Raw genomic sequence first — 16,063 nt, forward strand, 5'->3', positions numbered from 1 at the left:
ATAGCGGCTCAACACGGTCGGTTACGTCGCCGGGTCGGTGACGGCTTCCTCGGAGGTTGTCCAGAGCCGCGCCGCGTTGACCGGGTTGAAGAGGCGGGGGTTTGGCGCGATGGGTTTGCCGGAGCCGTAGAGGGCGCCATTGGTCAGTTCGGCGGCCGATGCTGTGGCGAGTCGTACCAAGCGCCGGGCGGACCTTTCTGGGCTGATCAGCAACGGTGCGTAGCGGAAGACGTACCGCAGCGCCGTGTCGCGGCCGATGTCGGTCCGGACCAGCCCGGGGTGCAGGCTGAGGCTCAGGATGTCGGGCCATCGCCGTGCGGCTTCCATCGCGAAGAGCACGTTGGCCGCCTTGGAGTTCTGGTACGCCGCGACGCCCTTGTAGCGCTGCCCTTCGTCGTTCAGATCGTCCGGGTCAAGCCGCACACCGGGGCCGGGGCGCACTGAGGTGTTCACGATCCGGCCACCGCGTAACCTTTCCCGCAGCAGGTTGCTGAGCAGGAAGGGGGCCAGGTGGTTGACCTGGATGGTGGCCTCGTGGCCGTCCACAGTGGTCCGGTGGGACATCGCGACCATGCCGGCGTTGTTGGCCAGGACATCAATCTGCGGGTACGTGGACAACAGGTGATCCGCGAGCGCCCGTACGTCGGCCAGTCGTTCGAAGTCGGCCTGGAAGTGGCCCGGTTCGATCCCGCGCCCGGCCGTCCGCACCCGATCGACGGCGGCGGCCAGGCGGCGCTCGTCGCGGCCGACCAGGACGACCTGGTCGTCCCGGGCGGCGAGTTGTTCCGCAGCGGCGAGCCCGATGCCCGAACTCGCACCGGTGATGACAATCGTGTTTTGTCCGGTCATGCCGGATGTCCCTCCAGATTCCAAGTGATGAACAGAACCCAGCGCGGATGCCACAGGGTCCATCCGGGATCGCAACGTCTACGGCACGAGCACGATGCGGGGTCGTCGGCGTCGGGGCGGGCACGGAGCCGCTGCCCGGTGCGCCGCAGCCGGGCCGATCGCAGCGCGGCCGAGGGGATGGATGTGGTCGGGCCACGCGGGCGGACCTCCGATGAGGAAGGCCGCCCGCGCCGGTCATGTCAGGCTTGCTTGACGTCGGTGCAGAAGACGTCCTTGTCCGGTAGATGGCCGGTGTTCAGGAAGTCGACGGTGGCCCCGTCGGCGCAGGCCGAGCCTTCGTTGTAGACGTAGTGCCCGCCGTTGTCGACACCGACGAAGGCGGCACGGTCGCCGAGGACCTTGTGCAGCCCTTGTCCTGAGTCCCACGATGTGGCGTGGTCCCGGCGGTTCTGCAGGATCAGGATGTCACCGGGGCCCTTGTCGGTCACGGTGACTGGCTTCTCGATCGGGGCCTTCCAGAAGGCGCATGGCCAGATGTTGGCCGGCATGCCCGCCGTGAGTGGCCAGGCCTTGCGGTCGGCGGCGCTGCGGGTGGCGTAGTCGGCAACGTCGTGGGACCACTCGGCGTCACCGCAGGCGAGTGCTAGGAACATGGTTGCCTGGTTGTCCGCGGGGACGCCCGGGGTGGGCGGCGTCTCGGCAAACACCTGCTTGAGCACTTCGCCGTCGGCCGCGGTGAGGTGACCGTCCGCGAGGTCCGCGGCGGCCTTCCAGACCTGTGCGAGGGTCGGCAGGGTCTTGTTGTTGAGGAGCAGCGCGTAGGTGGTGGTGCGCAGGATCGCTCCGTCCATGGACTGCTGGGTGCCCGGAACCGGCGCCGGCTTACGGTCGAGCCGATCCGCGAGCGCGAGATAGGTGCGGGTGACCTCGTCGACGGTGCCGCCGAGCCCGAGGGCGCCGTTCTGCGCCGCGGCGACGGCGGCTGCGTCGGGGAACCGTTCGGCCATGCTCTTGCCCCAGCCCTCGATCTCGCCGGACCAGACCTTGGTGGGGTCGATGTTGCCTTCGAGGATCATGCGGTCGGTCTGCTCCGGGTACAGTGAGCTGTAGACGGCACCCAGGTAGGTGCCGTAGGACTGGCCCCAGTAGGAGATCTTCTTCTCGCCGAGCGCCTCGCGGATGCGGTCCAGGTCACGAGCGGTGTTGGCGGTGTTGAAGTACCGCAGGTTCTCCCCGGCCGTGGCGGCGCACTTCTGGGCTTCGGAGCGGGCCAGTTCGACGTTCGCGTCGATCGAGCCGTTCGCCTCGGGATAGGGGAAGTACCCTGGCACGCTGGCGACCTCGAGGCCGCAGCTCTGCGGGGTGCTGTGCGCGACGCCGCGCGGATCGAAGCCGATCAGGTCGTAGCCGTCGCGGACGGACTTCGGCAGCGTCGGTGCCATCGTGCCGGGCATGTCGAGACCTGACAGGGCGGGACCGCCCGGGTTCAGCAGCAGAACGCCGTGCCGCTTCTCGGGGTCGGCGGCGGCCAGCCGGGAGATCGTCACCTCGATCGACGTGCCGTCCAGCCTGTCATAGCTCAGCGGGACCTTGACCGTTGCGCAAGTCAGCTTGGGATTCCGGGCTACTCCCTTCGCCGCCTCCGGGCAGGGGCCCCACCTGATCGCGGCGGCCTTCGCCTGGTCCGCGGGCGCCGGGCGGTCTTCCTCGTGCGCGGCGTCGCTACAGGCGGTCGCGCCGGCCACAGCCAGTGTGGCGGCCGTCAGAGCCGTGGCGAACCGGCGGCCCCGTGGCCGGTCGGATACCTCGACACCACGTGTCTTGTTCATCGCCTTCGTCCTTCGATTCGGCTCGGCGGACCGCGTTCACCCGGCGGCCCGTGTTGCTGGCGACGAAGCTATCGAGAACGGGAAGCGGCTCACATCACCCCGGCGTGGACAGCCTTATGTAGCTCGCACGGGGGATAGAGATTCGTCGAACACGGAAGTGCCTACCCGATAGACGGCTAAACCGCCACACCGTCCGCCCACTCTGGATTGGTCGGCCGCGTGCTCGCGGTAGCGCTATCTCACGCCTGCATCCGCGCCCGCGGCGAGCGCGCCCCGAGTTGGCCGACGGCCCCCGGTGCGGCTTGCGGGCGGCTTCCTTCGCCAAGCCGGTCACGCCATTCATGGAGGCTGGATCCCCGCATCCCCCGCGCGAGCTACGCCGATTGTCCACCGCTGGGTGACGTGCGCGGCCCCTGCTCCTTCATAGGTTTCTCGCATGAACGAGCTTCAGACACGGGCGGGCACGGCCGTCGAGCTGCGTGACGTGGTCCGGGTGTATGGCGGCAGGCAAGCGCGGGCTTCCGCTCTCGATGGGGTCAGCATCGGGTTCGTCCGCGGCACCTGGACGGCCGTCATGGGGCCATCCGGCTCCGGGAAATCCACCTTGCTGCACTGCGCCGCCGGCCTCGAGCGGCCTACCAGCGGCCAGGTGCTGCTCGGCGACCGGGACCTGGCCGGCGCCTCCGAGCGCGAGCTCACTCGGCTACGGCGCCAAGAGGTTGGCTTCGTCTTCCAAAGCTTCAACCTCGTCGGCTCCCTCACCGCCGAGCAGAACGTCGCCCTGCCGCTGCGGCTGGCCGGCCGCAAGGTGTCGATGAACGACGTGCGGCAAATCCTCACCGATGTGGGGCTCGGCGAACGCCTACGGCACCGGCCGCGCGAGCTCTCCGGAGGCCAGCAGCAACGCGTCGCCATCGCCCGAGCCATGGTCACCCGGCCTGCAGTGCTGTTCGCTGACGAGCCGACCGGCGCCCTCGACTCCCGTTCCGCGCGCACGGTGCTGGGCCTGCTGCGGTCGATGGTCGACTCCGCGCGGCAGACCATCGTCATGGTCACCCACGACCCGGCCGCCGCCGCTAGCGCCGACTCCGTCGTCTTCCTCTCCGACGGGCGCATCGTCGGGCGCCTCGTCCGGCCCTCGGTCCACGAGGTCGCCGATCGGCTCGCCGCCCTGGAGGCATGATGCTCACGCTCTCGATCGCCACCTTCCGCGAACGCTGGCAGCTGTTCACCGGCGCCATCATCACCGTCATGCTCGGCGTCGCCATCGTCCAGTCATCGCTCTTGATCGTCGCCTCGGCTGGCCGATACGGCGAAGCGATCGCGGTGCTCGGCCTGGCGCTGGGAGTGTCGGTGTTCCTGGCGATCTTCGTCGTCAGCGCGACGTTCGCCTTCACCATCGCCCAGCGCCGCCGCGACCTCGCCCTGCTGCGCCTGATCGGCGGCAGCCGCGGCCAGCTCCGGCGGCTGCTGCTCGCCGAGGCACTGCTACTCGGCATCGTCGGCACTGTCCTCGGCGTCCCGGCCGGGCAGATTGTGCTGAGTCTGCAGACGGCGCTGCTCACCCACCTCGGATTCCTGCCCGATTCGTTCGCCGCGGCCTGGCATGGCTGGGTGCTCTGGGTCTCGAGCGGGATCGGCATCGGCGTCGCCGAGGCAGGCGTACTCGCCGCATCAAGACGCGCTGCCCGCGTGCGCCCGCTGGAAGCCCTGCGGGAGACCGGCGCCGCCGGGAAAGTCATGACCGCCGCCCGCTGGCTGGTTGGCGCCCTGCTGACCGTCGTCGCCCTCATCCTGATGACGATCGCAACGGCCGTGGACAACCCCAACGGAGCGATTCCGCTGTCGATCAACGCCACCGTCGCGCTCGCTCTCGGGCTCAGCGCACTGAGCCCGGTCGTCGTCCCGGTGCTCGGCCGCCTCATCGGCAGCCTCGCCGGCCGCACCACCGTTGGCGGGCTCGCCCGGGCCAACCTGCGTGACGGCGTACGTCGCAGCTCGTCCACCGCCGCGCCCCTGCTGGTCCTGGTCGCCCTGCTGATCGGGCTGGCCGGCACCTTCGGCAGCCTCTCCGCCGGTGCGCATCACCGCCTGGCCGCCGACCTGCGCGGTGACCTGGTTGCCGCCGGCCCGGTCACCCCGGGCACTCCCGGCGTCGCCGCCGCCTCGACGGAGTACGCCCTGACCATCCGGGTCACCACCGTCACCCACTACGGCGGCGACACGGACACCGAGACCGACGACGTAGAGGCGCTCGCCGTGGATCCGGCCGCATACCAGCAGGCCCACCGGCTGCCACTGCTCGCCGGCTCGTACGCCGATCTGCACGGGCTCACCGTCGCGGCGGCCGGCGGACACCTCGGCGCGAGCGTGCCGATCCGTGTCGGTGGCCGGGACCTCACCGCGCGCGTGGTGGCCGTACTCCCGCCGACCCTCAACGGTGGCCCGCAATACCTGCTGCCGCAAGACATCGTCCCGCCGGCCGCGCTCGGTCCCGCGCGGGCCATCGTCCGGCTTGAGCCCGGCGCGGAGTCCGCGGCTGTGGCCAGGACCCTGCCGCAGCCGGTGCTCACCCTTGACGACTGGATCGCGCACACCGACAGCGCGCAGGACAGCCTCAACGCCGGCGTGATGAAGGTGGTCCTCGGCATGGCCACCATCTACGCCGCGATCGGCGTGATCAACGCGGTCGTCATTGGCACCGGGGAACGCCGCCGCGAGTTCGCCGTCGCCCGGCTCACCGGCTACAGCCGCGGCCAGGTGGTGGCCAGCGCCCTGCTCGAATCGGCGATCGTCACGGTCACTGGCCTGCTGTTGGGCTTGCTCGGGGCACTGGCCACCCTGATCGGCATCAGTGGAGTCGCCGGCACACTGGTGGCCCCGTGGGGGATCGTCTGGCTGACGATCCCCTCAGCCTTCCTAGCGGTTGGCGCGACCAGCGTGTGGACGACTCTCGCTGCCACCCGGCTCGCACCGATCGCGCTGGCCGGGGCACGCGAGTGACCAGGTGACCCTACATCGGCGCCAACGGTGGCAGTGCAGCTGCGAACTCAGGCGCGGGCGTTCAGGATGCGATCACGGGACGCGGCGGCCTCGTCACGCAGCGCCGCGAGATCGACATCCAGCAAGTCGCCCGCCCACTTGCGCACCTGTCCGGCGATGAAGACCGTGTCGACGTTGCGGGCATCCGAACCCGGCACGACGGTGCCCACGGCGTCGTTGAGCGGCATGTTGTTGGTGTCCTGCGCCCTGATGACCAGTAGGTCGGCCTGCTTCCAGGGGTCAGCGATCCGGTCACGTCACCGAGCCCGTTGGTACGGGCGCCCTGCAAGGTGGCGAAGTCGAGCACGTCGAAGGTGCTGATGCGCCGGGGCTCGGCGCCGGTGCCGTAGGCGGCATTGACCGCCCGCATCCGCTGAATGGCGTGCAGCGCGCGCATCTGGGTGAACATGTCGCTGGCCAGTGCGACCTCCACGTCGATGCTCAGGCCCGGCCGCACACCGGCGCCCAGGGCCTCGTCGACGGTGGGAATCGCCGTCTCCAAGCCGATCTGCGCGTCCGAGGTGGGAGCCAGGGCGATGGTGGTGCCGGTGTCTCCGATGGCACGCCACGCCTCGGAAGTCAGTCCGGTGGAGTGAATCAGGGTGACGTCCGGGCCGAGCAGGCCCTGGCGCTCCCAGGCCAGGATCGCCTGCGAGGAGGCAGTGCCGAAGACAGCGTCGACGCTGACGCCGATGCCCAGTTCCCGGGCCGTCTGTGCCAGCCGCGGGCCGAAGGCCAGATCGGGCCGGCGATCTCTCCGGTGGGCAGGGTGGCCAGGCGGAAGGTGAGCAGCTTGCTGTCGTGCTGCTTCTGCAGCCGTGCCACGTCGGCCGGCCACTGCCTGTCCCAGTCGCCGAAGTGCGGTCCCATGGCCGCGTGTATCCCCCGGATACCGGTGTCGAGCAGCGCCTGGACCGCTTGATCGGAGTGGGCGGTGCTTCGGGAGTTGTGCGAGAAGTCGAACATGGTGGTGACGCCGCTGTCGATGGCTGTCAGCGCCGCCAGCTTCGTGCCGACATACATGTCCTGCGGGCGGTAGGCCGGCGCGTATCCCATCAGGGTCGTGGTGACGTACCCGCCGAGATCGTCGACGTCCGGCATGATCCGCCGCAGCTGCGTCTCCCAGGCATGGCGGTGGGTATCCACGAAACCCGGTGTGATGATGGCACCGGAGACGTCGAGGACGATCACGTCCTGTCCGCAGGTCAGCGACCGGAACCTCGTTTTGGCACCCTTCAAGCTTTGATGCTGTGGTCCCGGTGAGGATGTCGCCTTCGCGCCCGAACGCCTCGGGGCTCTGGCGAGGATCGTCCAGCTGAGCCGTCGCGGGGCCACCGCAGATGATCATGTACTCCCAGTTTGCTCCCAACGTAAGGAGCAGAAAAGAAACGGCTCGTTACCAATGATCTGGTAACGAGCCGTCTGACCTGCTTACATAGCTGGTGGGCGATACTGGGTTTGAACCAGTGACCTCTTCCGTGTCAAGGAATGATCCACAACGCTCTGACCAGCAGGAATACGACTGCCCCTGGTAAGCGCGGGGCTGATCAGAGCAGCTCAGACAGGTTGACCGCCGTTCGGGGCCATTGGGAGCGCCCACCTCCTCCCAACTTGCTCCCCACCACCCGCGTCCAGCGCCGACAGCAGTCCCGGCGAGTGCGTTGTCATGCCGATGAGCGGATACGCGCGCGGCGTCTGGCACCATGCCCCCGTGAGGCGATATCCAAGCGGTCCACCGACCTCAACACTGGCGGGCGCCGACGTGGTGCTGGTAGGCCTGTTCACGGCGAAGGACAAGAAGTTCGACGCAAAGCTCGATTTCCTGGCGGCTTCAGTGGAGGCACATGGTGGGCGGGTGGTGGGCCGGCACGTCCAGCGGCGCGGTGTCTCGCACGGCGGTGCGGCAAAGATGACTTCCCCGTTCTCACGGCGGACACTGCTTGGCCCCGGCAAAGCCCGCGAAATCGCGCAGGCGTCCCGGGCTGCGGGGGTCGACGTTGCGGTGTTCGTAAACCCGCTCACGGAGCACCAACGAACTGTCCTCGGCGACATGTTCGGATGCCTGGTAATCAGCGGCGAGGACCTCTTCCCACCGGTCGATGAGCGGCCACAGATGGCACCGATGGACTACGGCGCGGTCAGCCATCCGCTTCTGCCACAGATAGCGCGCGGGCCGTCGGTTACGGGCCTGACGGTCGGCGCAGCCAGGCCGGGATGGCGTCGCCTCGACTCACCTGTTCGAGTCCGTCAAGCATCTCGACCAGCCGTTGACCCGTGATGCCGTCTTCGCCCCCGGACGAACATCCCGTCTTCGAGACGTTCGAGCAGGAATGCTGAAACGTCCACGTGCGGTCCGTAAAACAGGTGCACCTCAGCTTCGACCAACGGCCCGGACAGACGGAGGATCCAGGTGGCGTCCATACCCGGTTCATCAAGCGGATCTTCGAGTCCGAAGGACTCCGAACTCACGGTCGCCCACCTGGTCGCATGGGGTGAACTCTCCGAACTCATGAAGAATGCCGCGGAGATCGGTCAGCTCCGGCTGGTGCGCGCCGCGTCGAGCTGACCGATCGTGCCGACCGGACGGCGACCCACGGCACCCAGACCAGTTCCAGCAGGATGCGCGGCCACACCGGCCCGACCGGGGTGCCTGGCAGCATCACCAGTCCCCGGTCGACGGCGCCGAGCAAAGCGAACACGCCGAGCGCCAGGGTGAGCCAGCCCAGCCCGCGCCGGCCGGTGCGGCGCAGGGACCAGCCCACCCCCAGCCAGCCGACGCCCAGTAGCGCCAGGCCAAGGGAGGTCAGCCAGGTGCCCTCGTACGCGGTGCCGAAGACGCCCACCACCAGACCGGCGAGCGCTACCGCACTGGACGCAGTCCAGAGTGGATCGCGTCGACCCAGCCGGGCCCACAGGACCAGAATTAGCACGCCCAGCAGCACCGCCTCGCCGGTGGCCGCCCGCACCTCGATCCGGTCCAGCCCACGCGCCCCGAACCAGTCGCAGCCCGCCGGGATCCGGCGCTCCGACAGCGAGTAGTCGGCACAAACGTACAGCTTGAGGGTCTTGCCGGGCTCGGCGACCGCGCGGTTGACGCCGAGCCCGGCGGGCATCTCGTCGGCGCCGCAAGCCGGCAGCACCCGCGGCTCGGCGCCGGCCGCCGGGCGTTGCCAGCAGGACCCCCGGCCCTGGCCGTCCCACCAGAAGTCCATCCCGTTCGGTGCCCGCGTGCCATCGCGGCGGACGCCGAGCCGGTTACCGAGGTACCGGTTGTGGTGCGAGGTGTCGAACTGGGCCGCGAATCCGGTGTCGCCCCGGACGAAGCCGGGCACCCACGAGGTGACGAAGCCGGCGTACGCGTGGCCGAACACCCAGTTGTCCCGCCAGATGTTGTAGTTGCCACCCGGGTTGATCACTCCGGTGCCGGGTGGCAGACCGACCGCCGGGCACACCACGCCGTCCTCGTAACCCCGCTCGGCGTACGGCTTGGCGCAGGTGCCGTCCCGGACGTACCGGTAGTAGTCCTCGTTGTTGTCGCCGATGACGTTGCGCTCGAACTTCGCGTGGTTCTGCGGCATGCCGGGGTGGTCGGGAAACGCCGAATCGGTGGCCACCCCGGCGGCGTTGTTCGTGAACTCGTTGTCGTGCGCCCACACCGAGTCCCCGGCGGTCCCCGAATAGCCGAGCAGGTTGTGGTGCGACTTGCAGCCCGTGATTTCGATGGCGTACCGGTCGACCTGGTGACCACGATCCGCGTTGATGTTCGAGGCCGCGCCCGGGTAGACACCGGAGTCGCCGTTGCCGTACGCCTCGCAGCCGGTGTAAAGGCCGTGGTCGTCGGCGAAGGTGAGGAACCCGTACTCGTCGTTCCACCGGCCGATCGCCCGGTCGATGACGAAACCGTCTGTCTCCAGGATGTAGACGGCGTTGAAGGTGGTCCGCTGGGCCGTCAGGTTGCGCAGGTAGAAGCCGTTGGCGCGGTCAGCCCGGATGGCGTTGAGCTTCTGGTACTGCGCGTCCACCATCACGTCCAGCGGACCGGCGCCGGTCCCCTCGATCTGCAGGTCCCGCTTGCCGATGACCGCCACCAGGTTCTGCACGTGCGGGCAGGCCACCTGTTGTTCGTAGGACATAACCTGGTAGAGCCGGTTGCCGGACCAGGGGGCGTCCAGCTCAGCGCAGGCGCCGGCGGGCGGGGCGAGGCTCGGCTCCTCCCGGTAGACCCCCGGCAGCATCAGGATCCGGGTGCCGGGCAGCCGGGCCGCGTCCACCGCGTCCTGAAGGTGCCGGTAGCCGGAGCGCTGGCATTCGTCGTACAGCGCCTGGTTGCTGGTGCGCAGCTCGGCCGGGAAGCCGGCGATCCGGGCGGTGAAGTCCGCCGCGTCGGTCTTGCAGACCAGCAGCCGCGGGCCGTCGGTGCGGTACGCCGGCACGCTTCCGGTGCCGTCCGGATAGACCGGCTGCCGTTCGTCGTGCGCGGCGGCCGGGGCCGCCGACGCCAGACCAAGGAGCAGGAACATGCCAGCCACAGCGAGCCTGACCAATGCCTTCATGGCCGGAGATTAGAGGAAACTTTCGCGTTTCGACCATCCCCCGCCCGGGGTGGTATCACCGCCCCCCAGCCACCTCGAGCACCCGCATTACCGCACTCAGGTCATCCATCGTCCTGCGAGGCCAAGGTCGGTAGGTTCTGGTGTCGGCGCAGGCCGCGCTTCGGTGTCGACAGCCTCGTTTCAGGGACCGGCAAGGCGTCCTCCGGTCCGACCGCGCCGGCACCTCACCAATCGGTTCCGCGGCCCGAGCGTGCGGCGGCGGTTGCCGCCTCGCGATCGTCCGGCGGCATGGTACCGGCCCGATCTGTCGATTCCCGCGACTAAACTCGTCCAGATCGCACACACTGTCCGTCGGTATAGCCATAAAAGGCCCACAGAATCCTGCATCTGCCGGTTACGGTCAAGACGCTCAACGACACGTCCTCCGGCATTCTGGCGTAGCGATCCAAAGGGCGTAACCAGTCACCGCAACCCTCGTCAAAGAGGACGATTAATACCCCTTAACGGTGCGTGTCTTGACTAACAGATCTGAATACCCACCCCGCCGTGATCCGCGGATAGAAGCGCGTTGGCGACGCTCGTAGGACGCGGCTTCACCGTCGAGAGACGGACGAGATGGGACAAGGTGCGCTGCCCCTGTCAAGCGCATGCCCGGCAGGTTCATCTCGCACCAAGCGATCCTGAAGACCTATGGGAGGCAGCTTCTTCGGTGGGCATACTCCCCCCCAAGCGCTCGCGCAGCAACCGCGCACCGAAGCAGTAAGCCAGCCGAACCAGGGCCCTCGACCAAGATCCGACTGGCTCAAAACTGCTCTACAGGATCAAGACGGCCCGACCGACGCCGAGCCGCGCGCACGGGCTACGGCCTACGGCCTACGGCCACGCGCGCACGCCAGCCAACCTGCCCCCAACTCCAGCAAACAGGGCCAGTCGCCAGGCGATGCTGCAAAACGATCGCTTGCGGTACAACCATGCCCCAACTTCGATGATCGACGCCGCGCCGCTACGCGACACGCCACAGGACGGCAGCCATTCCCACACTCACCCAGCGCTTGACGTCCATCGATAGATTTACATTGGCGCCAATCCCTTGACGGCAACCGTGACGGCAACACCACCGCACCTCCACGCCCCTCGACACACGCTGCGCCCGCAAGGTCACGATAGGCAACCTCGGATCGTTGTGACGCCGACGTATCTCGCCTCACGAAAAGCATGCCGCTCTATTCAGCCGATCAAGTGGCGGTACGCATGACTGTAGCTACCGAACATTCCACTCCCGAGCATTCGCCGTTCGCATCAACTCAACGACGTTCTCCGATCTCATGTGCGGCTGAAGTAGCCTAACGTATGTGGCTTGCGATTCCAGCGAATGTCGCAGGCCATTAAGCGTGGGGGCACTGTGAGCAACGAGGTTACGTGCGCCGAGTCCAGCGGCCCGCACTAGGTTCTCTAGCTCAGCGACGAGCCTCTTGGGATCGAGATCTATTTCTATACGCGTCATCACGATCTTGTCATCGGAATCGAGCATGATTCGATATCGAACGCCTCGGCCAACAAACGCAACCACCGGCAGCACGAGTCCCTGAAGTTCCGGACCGGCCAAACCGAACTCGCTGGCCAGGAACCCGAATGCGCTCGCGGTCTCAGCGGCGAACGACTTCTCTACCGCAGCAAACGCCTGCTTACTCAAGCCAACTCCGCTTCGTCATGCCAACCGCAGTTGCTTGACTTACGACCTTATCCTAGGGGCGAACCCGCACAAAACGCCAATAGTCGTCGATCCTGTACCGTTTCAAATCCTGTTCACGGCTGTGGCCTGGTCTTTTGAAGATCTGGTCAGGCTGCCCGATGGTACTCGTTGACCACGCCACCAAGCCGTCGTCGGCGCCGTACGGGGCCATCCATCGGGATGACGACAGTCGGGTCACGGTTGGGCGGCAACTGTTGCAGGCCCTGATGTGGGCGGTGGTCGTTGAAGTGCTGCACGTACTCGTTGACCACCGCCGCAGCGCTGGCACCGGGATCTGACCGCTCGCCGGCACATGCGGCCTGACCTGCCCGGATGACATTTTCGGCAGGTACAGGGCTGGCGTGCGATGGTGGCGTCGACCACCAGCACAAGCGCCGCAATTTAACTGACCACCTGGTCAGTTGAACAGTTCGGGCGGTATAGTCCTCTCCCATGACCGTAACTTCCACCCGAGGGCGCGCCGGTCGGCGTGAATGGCTGTCCCTGGTCGTTCTCACGCTCGCCGTCGTGCTGCTGGCGGTCGACGGCACAGTGCTCGTGCTGGCGATCCCGGCGCTGACCGCTGACCTGATGCCCACCTCGACCCAGGTGCTGTGGACCGGCGACATCTACTCGTTCATGCTTGCCGGGCTGCTGGTGACGATGGGCAACCTTGCCGATCGGATCGGGCGCAAGAGGCTGCTGCTGATCGGCTCGGTCGGGTTCGGGCTGGCCTCGATGGCCGCCGCGTTCGCGCCGAATGCGGAGATGCTGATCCTCGCGCGAGCGCTGCTCGGCCTGTTCGGGGCGACGATCATGCCGTCGACCCTGTCGATCCTGCGCAACATGTTCGAGAACCCGCGGCAGCGGGCGAGCGCGATTGCGGTGTGGGCGGCCGGCGCGACCGGCGGCGCCGCCGTGGGCCCGCTCGTGGGTGGGGTGCTGCTGGAGAACTTCTGGTGGGGCTCGGTGTTCTTGATCAACGTGCCGGTGATGCTGCTCGTCGTGGTATGCGGGATCGCGCTGCTGCCCGAGTCGAAGAGCCCGCTGGGTAAGAGCCTCGACGTGGCCTCGGCAGCGCTTTCAGTGGTGATGATCGTGGCGATCGTGTACGCGATCAAGCATGCTGCCAGCGCCGGTCTCGACCTGTCCGTCGCCGTCACGACGGTGGTCGGCCTCGCGGCGGGTGCATTGTTCGTGCGCCGGCAACGCCGGCTCGAGCACCCGCTGGTGGACATCTCCCTGTTCCGGGTCCCCGCATTCGCCGGGGCGGTCGCGGCGGAGACGATCGCGGTCTTCGCCTTCGTCGGGCTGCTGTTCTTCTTCTCGCAATACCTGCAACTCGTGCGAGGCCTCGGCCCGTTGCAGGCCGGCCTGGTAGAGCTACCCGCCACCATCGCGGCGATGCTCGTCATCGCGATCGCGGCCACCGTGCTCGCCCGGCTGGGTCGCGGACGCGCGATCGCGGTATCGATGATCGCTTCGGCGTCCGGGCTTGCGCTGCTGGCTGCCGCCGAGAATGCGCTGGACTACTGGCTGCTGTGCATCGCATTGGCCATCTGCGGTCTCGGCGCGGGCCTGAGCATGACGTTGTCCACCGACGCCGTTGTTGGCGCTGTACCCAAGGAACGGGCGGGAGCTGCGTCGTCGGTGTCCGAGACCGCCTACGAACTCGGAGTCGCCCTCGGCATCGCCGTGCTCGGATCGCTGCACAACGCGCTGTACCGAGCCAACCTCGATCTGCCAACCGGACTACCGGGAGACGTCCACAGCGCCTTCCAGGACTCCGTCGCCACCGGCGCCGCAATCGCGGCACAGACCGGCGACGAGCTGGCTTCCCTCGTGAACGCCGCGCAACACGCCTTCACCGAGAGCATGCAGATCACCTCGCTGATCGCCGCGGCGCTCCTGCTGGTGGCGTCCGCCGTCGCGTGGCGCGTTATCCCCTCGACCAAGGAAGTGGACCTCCCGCATGACCGACACCACTAAACGACCCGCCACCCGCGACCGCGAACGCACCCGCCAGGCCGTCCTCACCGCAACCGGACAGCTGCTGCAGGAGCGCGGCATGCGGTTCAGCATCGCCGACGTCGCCGCCGCCGCCGACATCTCCAAAGGCGGGGTCCTCTACCACTTCCCCAACCGGGAGGCACTGCTGGCCGCCGTGGTCGAGCACGCCATCGCCCGCTTCCGCAGCGAGGTCATGGACCACACCGATATCGCCGAGAACCGTGCCGGGAAGCTGCTGCGCGGCTACGTCCGCGCACTCTGCGGTGGCAGCGAAGAAGCCATCCGAACCTTCGCCCCCTTCACCCACTGGGCCGGCATCGAGGAAATCCCCGAGATCGCCGAACTGCTGCGCGCCGACGCCGAATGGTGGCGCACCGCCCTGCTCAGAGACGGGCTATCTGCCAGCCGGACCCACACCGTCCGCTTCGCCGCCGAAGGCGTCGCCGCCGCCATCGCGTCAGACGTCTCCTACATCACCGACGACGAACTCGCCTTGACCCGCGCCGCGCTGCTCGAACTGGCCGAACCAGCGCCCGACGGATCTGATCGCTGAGCACCTCTACCTTTGGAAACGGAGCACGACCATGGACAGTGCCAACACCCGATCCGTTGATGTCGTCGTCGTCGGTGCCGGGCTCGCCGGGCTGACGGCGGCAGATCAACTCGCCCGCGCGGGCCATGACGTCGTCGTCATCGAAGGACGCGACCGCGTTGGCGGAAGGATCCGCAGGACCGAGGTTGCGGGCGTCCCCGTCGATGCCGGCGCGACCTGGGTGGCGCCGGGCCACACCGCCGTCCGCGATCTCGCAAGCCGCTTCGGCTGCGAGTTCGTGCCCCAGTTCCACCAAGGGAAGGGCATCATTTCCTTCGGTGGCAGGCGCAGGCTCGAAAGCATCACCGCCCTGGCACCCTGGGTGATGCTCGACCTCTGGCGAATCACCAGCAAGCTGCAGAAAATGGTCGACGACCTTCCCGTCTCCTCCCCCTGGGAACACCCCCACGCCGCACGCCTCGACTCCATGTCGTTCGGGGAATGGCTGACGGCAACCTACGCATTGAAGAACACCCGGAAGTTCATGAACATCTTCAGCCTGGTGCACTGGGGCGCCCCCGTCGGCGACGTGTCCCTGTTCAACGTGCTGCGATACATCAAGAACCTCGGCGGCATCGAGCACATGCTCGCCGTCGAAGGCGGTGACCAGCAAGACCGGATGTTGGGCACCGCCTCAACGCTCGTCGAGAAGCTCGCCGACACGCTAGGCGCCCGTGTGCTGGTAGGCGCCCCCGCCGAACGCATCACCACCGACGGTGAACGCGTCACGGTCGAGACCAGCAAGCACATCATCGAAGCCCGGTACGTCATCGTCACGGCGACGCCGGCCCACCGCTCGACGATCGAGTTCACACCGGCACTCCCGCAGCACCACTACGGCCTCTCCCGCAGCTGGCGGCTGGGAGCGCTCAGCAAGGCCTTCGTCGCCTACAACCGCCCCTTCTGGCGAGACGGCAGCCTCTCAGGAACAGCGATGTCCGACGACGAAACCGTCTTCCTCACCTTCGATGTCAGCCCGCACGCCGACGGCCCCGGCATCCTCATGGTGTTCTGTGACGCCCGCGGCTTCGACGCCTACGACCGGCGCGAGCGCTGCCGCCGCGTCGTCAACCACCTCATCCACCTCTACGGCGAGCCCGCACGCGACACCATCGACTACACCGACTTCTCCTGGGGCAACGACACATTCGCACCCGGAGGACCGAACCCGGCAGTCGCACCGAAGGCGTGGACCACCTTCGGACACCTGCTGCGGGAACCGGTCGGACTCGTGCACTGGGCCGGTACCGAGACAGCCGACGACACCTCCGGCAGCATGAACGGCGCCATCCTGTCCGGCCAGCGCGCAGCAACCGAGGTAGCCACCCGCCTACACACCGGGCGGTGACCACGGCTCTCGCGCGGTCAAGGGTTCGGTGCTGTTGACGCCCGGCCCGTGGCGACCTGATCGCGACTGGCCGCGTCCGCGATGACGCGCCCGCTGCAACTACGGTCG

At 67.9% G+C, this 16,063-nt stretch carries 12 protein-coding genes and 1 pseudogene; 6 read left to right on the forward strand and 7 right to left on the reverse strand.

From position 1 onward, the window contains the following. Positions 1-21 precede the first annotated feature (21 nt). Both C6361_RS29680 and C6361_RS29685 read right to left on the reverse strand, forming a co-directional pair. Positions 22-903, reverse strand: coding sequence for an SDR family NAD(P)-dependent oxidoreductase (locus C6361_RS29680; RefSeq protein WP_369930685.1), 882 nt, complete (start codon positions 901-903; stop codon positions 22-24). A gap of 185 nt (positions 904-1,088) precedes the next feature. After that, complete coding sequence (locus C6361_RS29685) at positions 1,089-2,678, reverse strand: alpha/beta fold hydrolase (protein ID WP_107269752.1); 1,590 nt, start codon at positions 2,676-2,678, stop codon at positions 1,089-1,091. Between the two features lie 436 nt (positions 2,679-3,114). Here C6361_RS29685 and C6361_RS29690 point away from each other — a divergent pair, with 436 nt between their 5' ends. Further along, positions 3,115-3,861 (forward strand): ABC transporter ATP-binding protein, encoded by a 747-nt coding sequence (locus tag C6361_RS29690; RefSeq protein WP_107258766.1) that lies wholly within the window; start codon positions 3,115-3,117, stop codon positions 3,859-3,861. Further along, a complete protein-coding gene (locus C6361_RS29695) occupies positions 3,858-5,681 on the forward strand; it encodes an FtsX-like permease family protein (RefSeq protein WP_199853118.1) in 1,824 nt (607 codons plus the stop codon). Before C6361_RS29690 ends, C6361_RS29695 begins: the two co-directional genes overlap by 4 nt. Positions 5,682-5,728: 47 nt before the next feature. Here the strand turns inward: C6361_RS29695 and C6361_RS38455 are convergent, their stop codons facing one another. From C6361_RS38455 to C6361_RS38465, 3 genes and pseudogenes are all read right to left on the reverse strand, one after another. Further along, positions 5,729-5,908: a hypothetical protein gene (locus C6361_RS38455; protein WP_234359737.1), complete on the reverse strand. Its 180-nt coding sequence runs from the start codon at positions 5,906-5,908 to the stop codon at positions 5,729-5,731. A 101-nt stretch (positions 5,909-6,009) separates the two neighbouring features. Next, positions 6,010-6,177, reverse strand: a pseudogene (locus C6361_RS39310) (amidohydrolase); the annotation flags it as partial. Between the two features lie 140 nt (positions 6,178-6,317). Next, on the reverse strand, positions 6,318-6,959 hold the full coding sequence (locus C6361_RS38465) for an amidohydrolase family protein (protein WP_234359089.1): 642 nt from the start codon (positions 6,957-6,959) through the stop codon (positions 6,318-6,320). A 472-nt stretch (positions 6,960-7,431) separates the two neighbouring features. On the opposite strand from C6361_RS38465, the gene C6361_RS37755 reads away from it, so the two are divergent. Further along, positions 7,432-7,998: a hypothetical protein gene (locus C6361_RS37755; protein WP_199853119.1), complete on the forward strand. Its 567-nt coding sequence runs from the start codon at positions 7,432-7,434 to the stop codon at positions 7,996-7,998. Positions 7,999-8,227: 229 nt separating this feature from the next. Here the strand turns inward: C6361_RS37755 and C6361_RS29715 are convergent, their stop codons facing one another. Both C6361_RS29715 and C6361_RS37235 read right to left on the reverse strand, forming a co-directional pair. Continuing rightward, the gene (locus tag C6361_RS29715) at positions 8,228-10,273 is read right to left on the reverse strand and encodes a right-handed parallel beta-helix repeat-containing protein (RefSeq protein WP_199853120.1); all 2,046 of its coding nucleotides are present in this window, start codon (positions 10,271-10,273) and stop codon (positions 8,228-8,230) included. 1,261 nt (positions 10,274-11,534) lie between these two features. Continuing rightward, positions 11,535-11,966, reverse strand: a complete 432-nt coding sequence (locus tag C6361_RS37235; protein ID WP_159079548.1) for a hypothetical protein — start codon at positions 11,964-11,966, stop codon at positions 11,535-11,537. 492 nt (positions 11,967-12,458) lie between these two features. On the opposite strand from C6361_RS37235, the gene C6361_RS29725 reads away from it, so the two are divergent. From C6361_RS29725 to C6361_RS29735, 3 genes are read left to right on the forward strand one after another with little or no spacing between them, the layout of a single operon-like run. After that, on the forward strand, positions 12,459-13,994 hold the full coding sequence (locus C6361_RS29725) for an MFS transporter (protein WP_107269755.1): 1,536 nt from the start codon (positions 12,459-12,461) through the stop codon (positions 13,992-13,994). After that, positions 13,978-14,568: a TetR/AcrR family transcriptional regulator gene (locus C6361_RS29730; protein WP_107269756.1), complete on the forward strand. Its 591-nt coding sequence runs from the start codon at positions 13,978-13,980 to the stop codon at positions 14,566-14,568. Before C6361_RS29725 ends, C6361_RS29730 begins: the two co-directional genes overlap by 17 nt. 31 nt (positions 14,569-14,599) lie before the next feature. Further along, positions 14,600-15,955 carry an FAD-dependent oxidoreductase gene (locus C6361_RS29735; protein ID WP_107269757.1) on the forward strand — a complete coding sequence of 452 codons (1,356 nt, stop codon included), beginning with the start codon at positions 14,600-14,602 and terminating at the stop codon, positions 15,953-15,955. Positions 15,956-16,063 lie beyond the last annotated feature (108 nt).

The organism is Plantactinospora sp. BC1 (assembly GCF_003030345.1).
Taxonomy (GTDB): Bacteria; Actinomycetota; Actinomycetes; order Mycobacteriales; family Micromonosporaceae; genus Plantactinospora.

Excerpts from the sequence above, each read along its gene's own strand:
- C6361_RS29685 (WP_107269752.1), bottom strand. The coding sequence starts at position 2,678 with ATGAACAAGACACGTGGTGTCGAGGTATCCGACCGGCCACGGGGCCGC.
- C6361_RS29690 (WP_107258766.1), top strand. The coding sequence starts at position 3,115 with ATGAACGAGCTTCAGACACGGGCGGGCACGGCCGTCGAGCTGCGTGAC.
- C6361_RS29695 (WP_199853118.1), top strand. The coding sequence starts at position 3,858 with ATGATGCTCACGCTCTCGATCGCCACCTTCCGCGAACGCTGGCAGCTG.
- C6361_RS38455 (WP_234359737.1), bottom strand. The coding sequence starts at position 5,908 with ATGCCGCTCAACGACGCCGTGGGCACCGTCGTGCCGGGTTCGGATGCC.
- C6361_RS29715 (WP_199853120.1), bottom strand. The coding sequence starts at position 10,273 with ATGAAGGCATTGGTCAGGCTCGCTGTGGCTGGCATGTTCCTGCTCCTT.
- C6361_RS29725 (WP_107269755.1), top strand. The coding sequence starts at position 12,459 with ATGACCGTAACTTCCACCCGAGGGCGCGCCGGTCGGCGTGAATGGCTG.
- C6361_RS29730 (WP_107269756.1), top strand. The coding sequence starts at position 13,978 with ATGACCGACACCACTAAACGACCCGCCACCCGCGACCGCGAACGCACC.
- C6361_RS29735 (WP_107269757.1), top strand. The coding sequence starts at position 14,600 with ATGGACAGTGCCAACACCCGATCCGTTGATGTCGTCGTCGTCGGTGCC.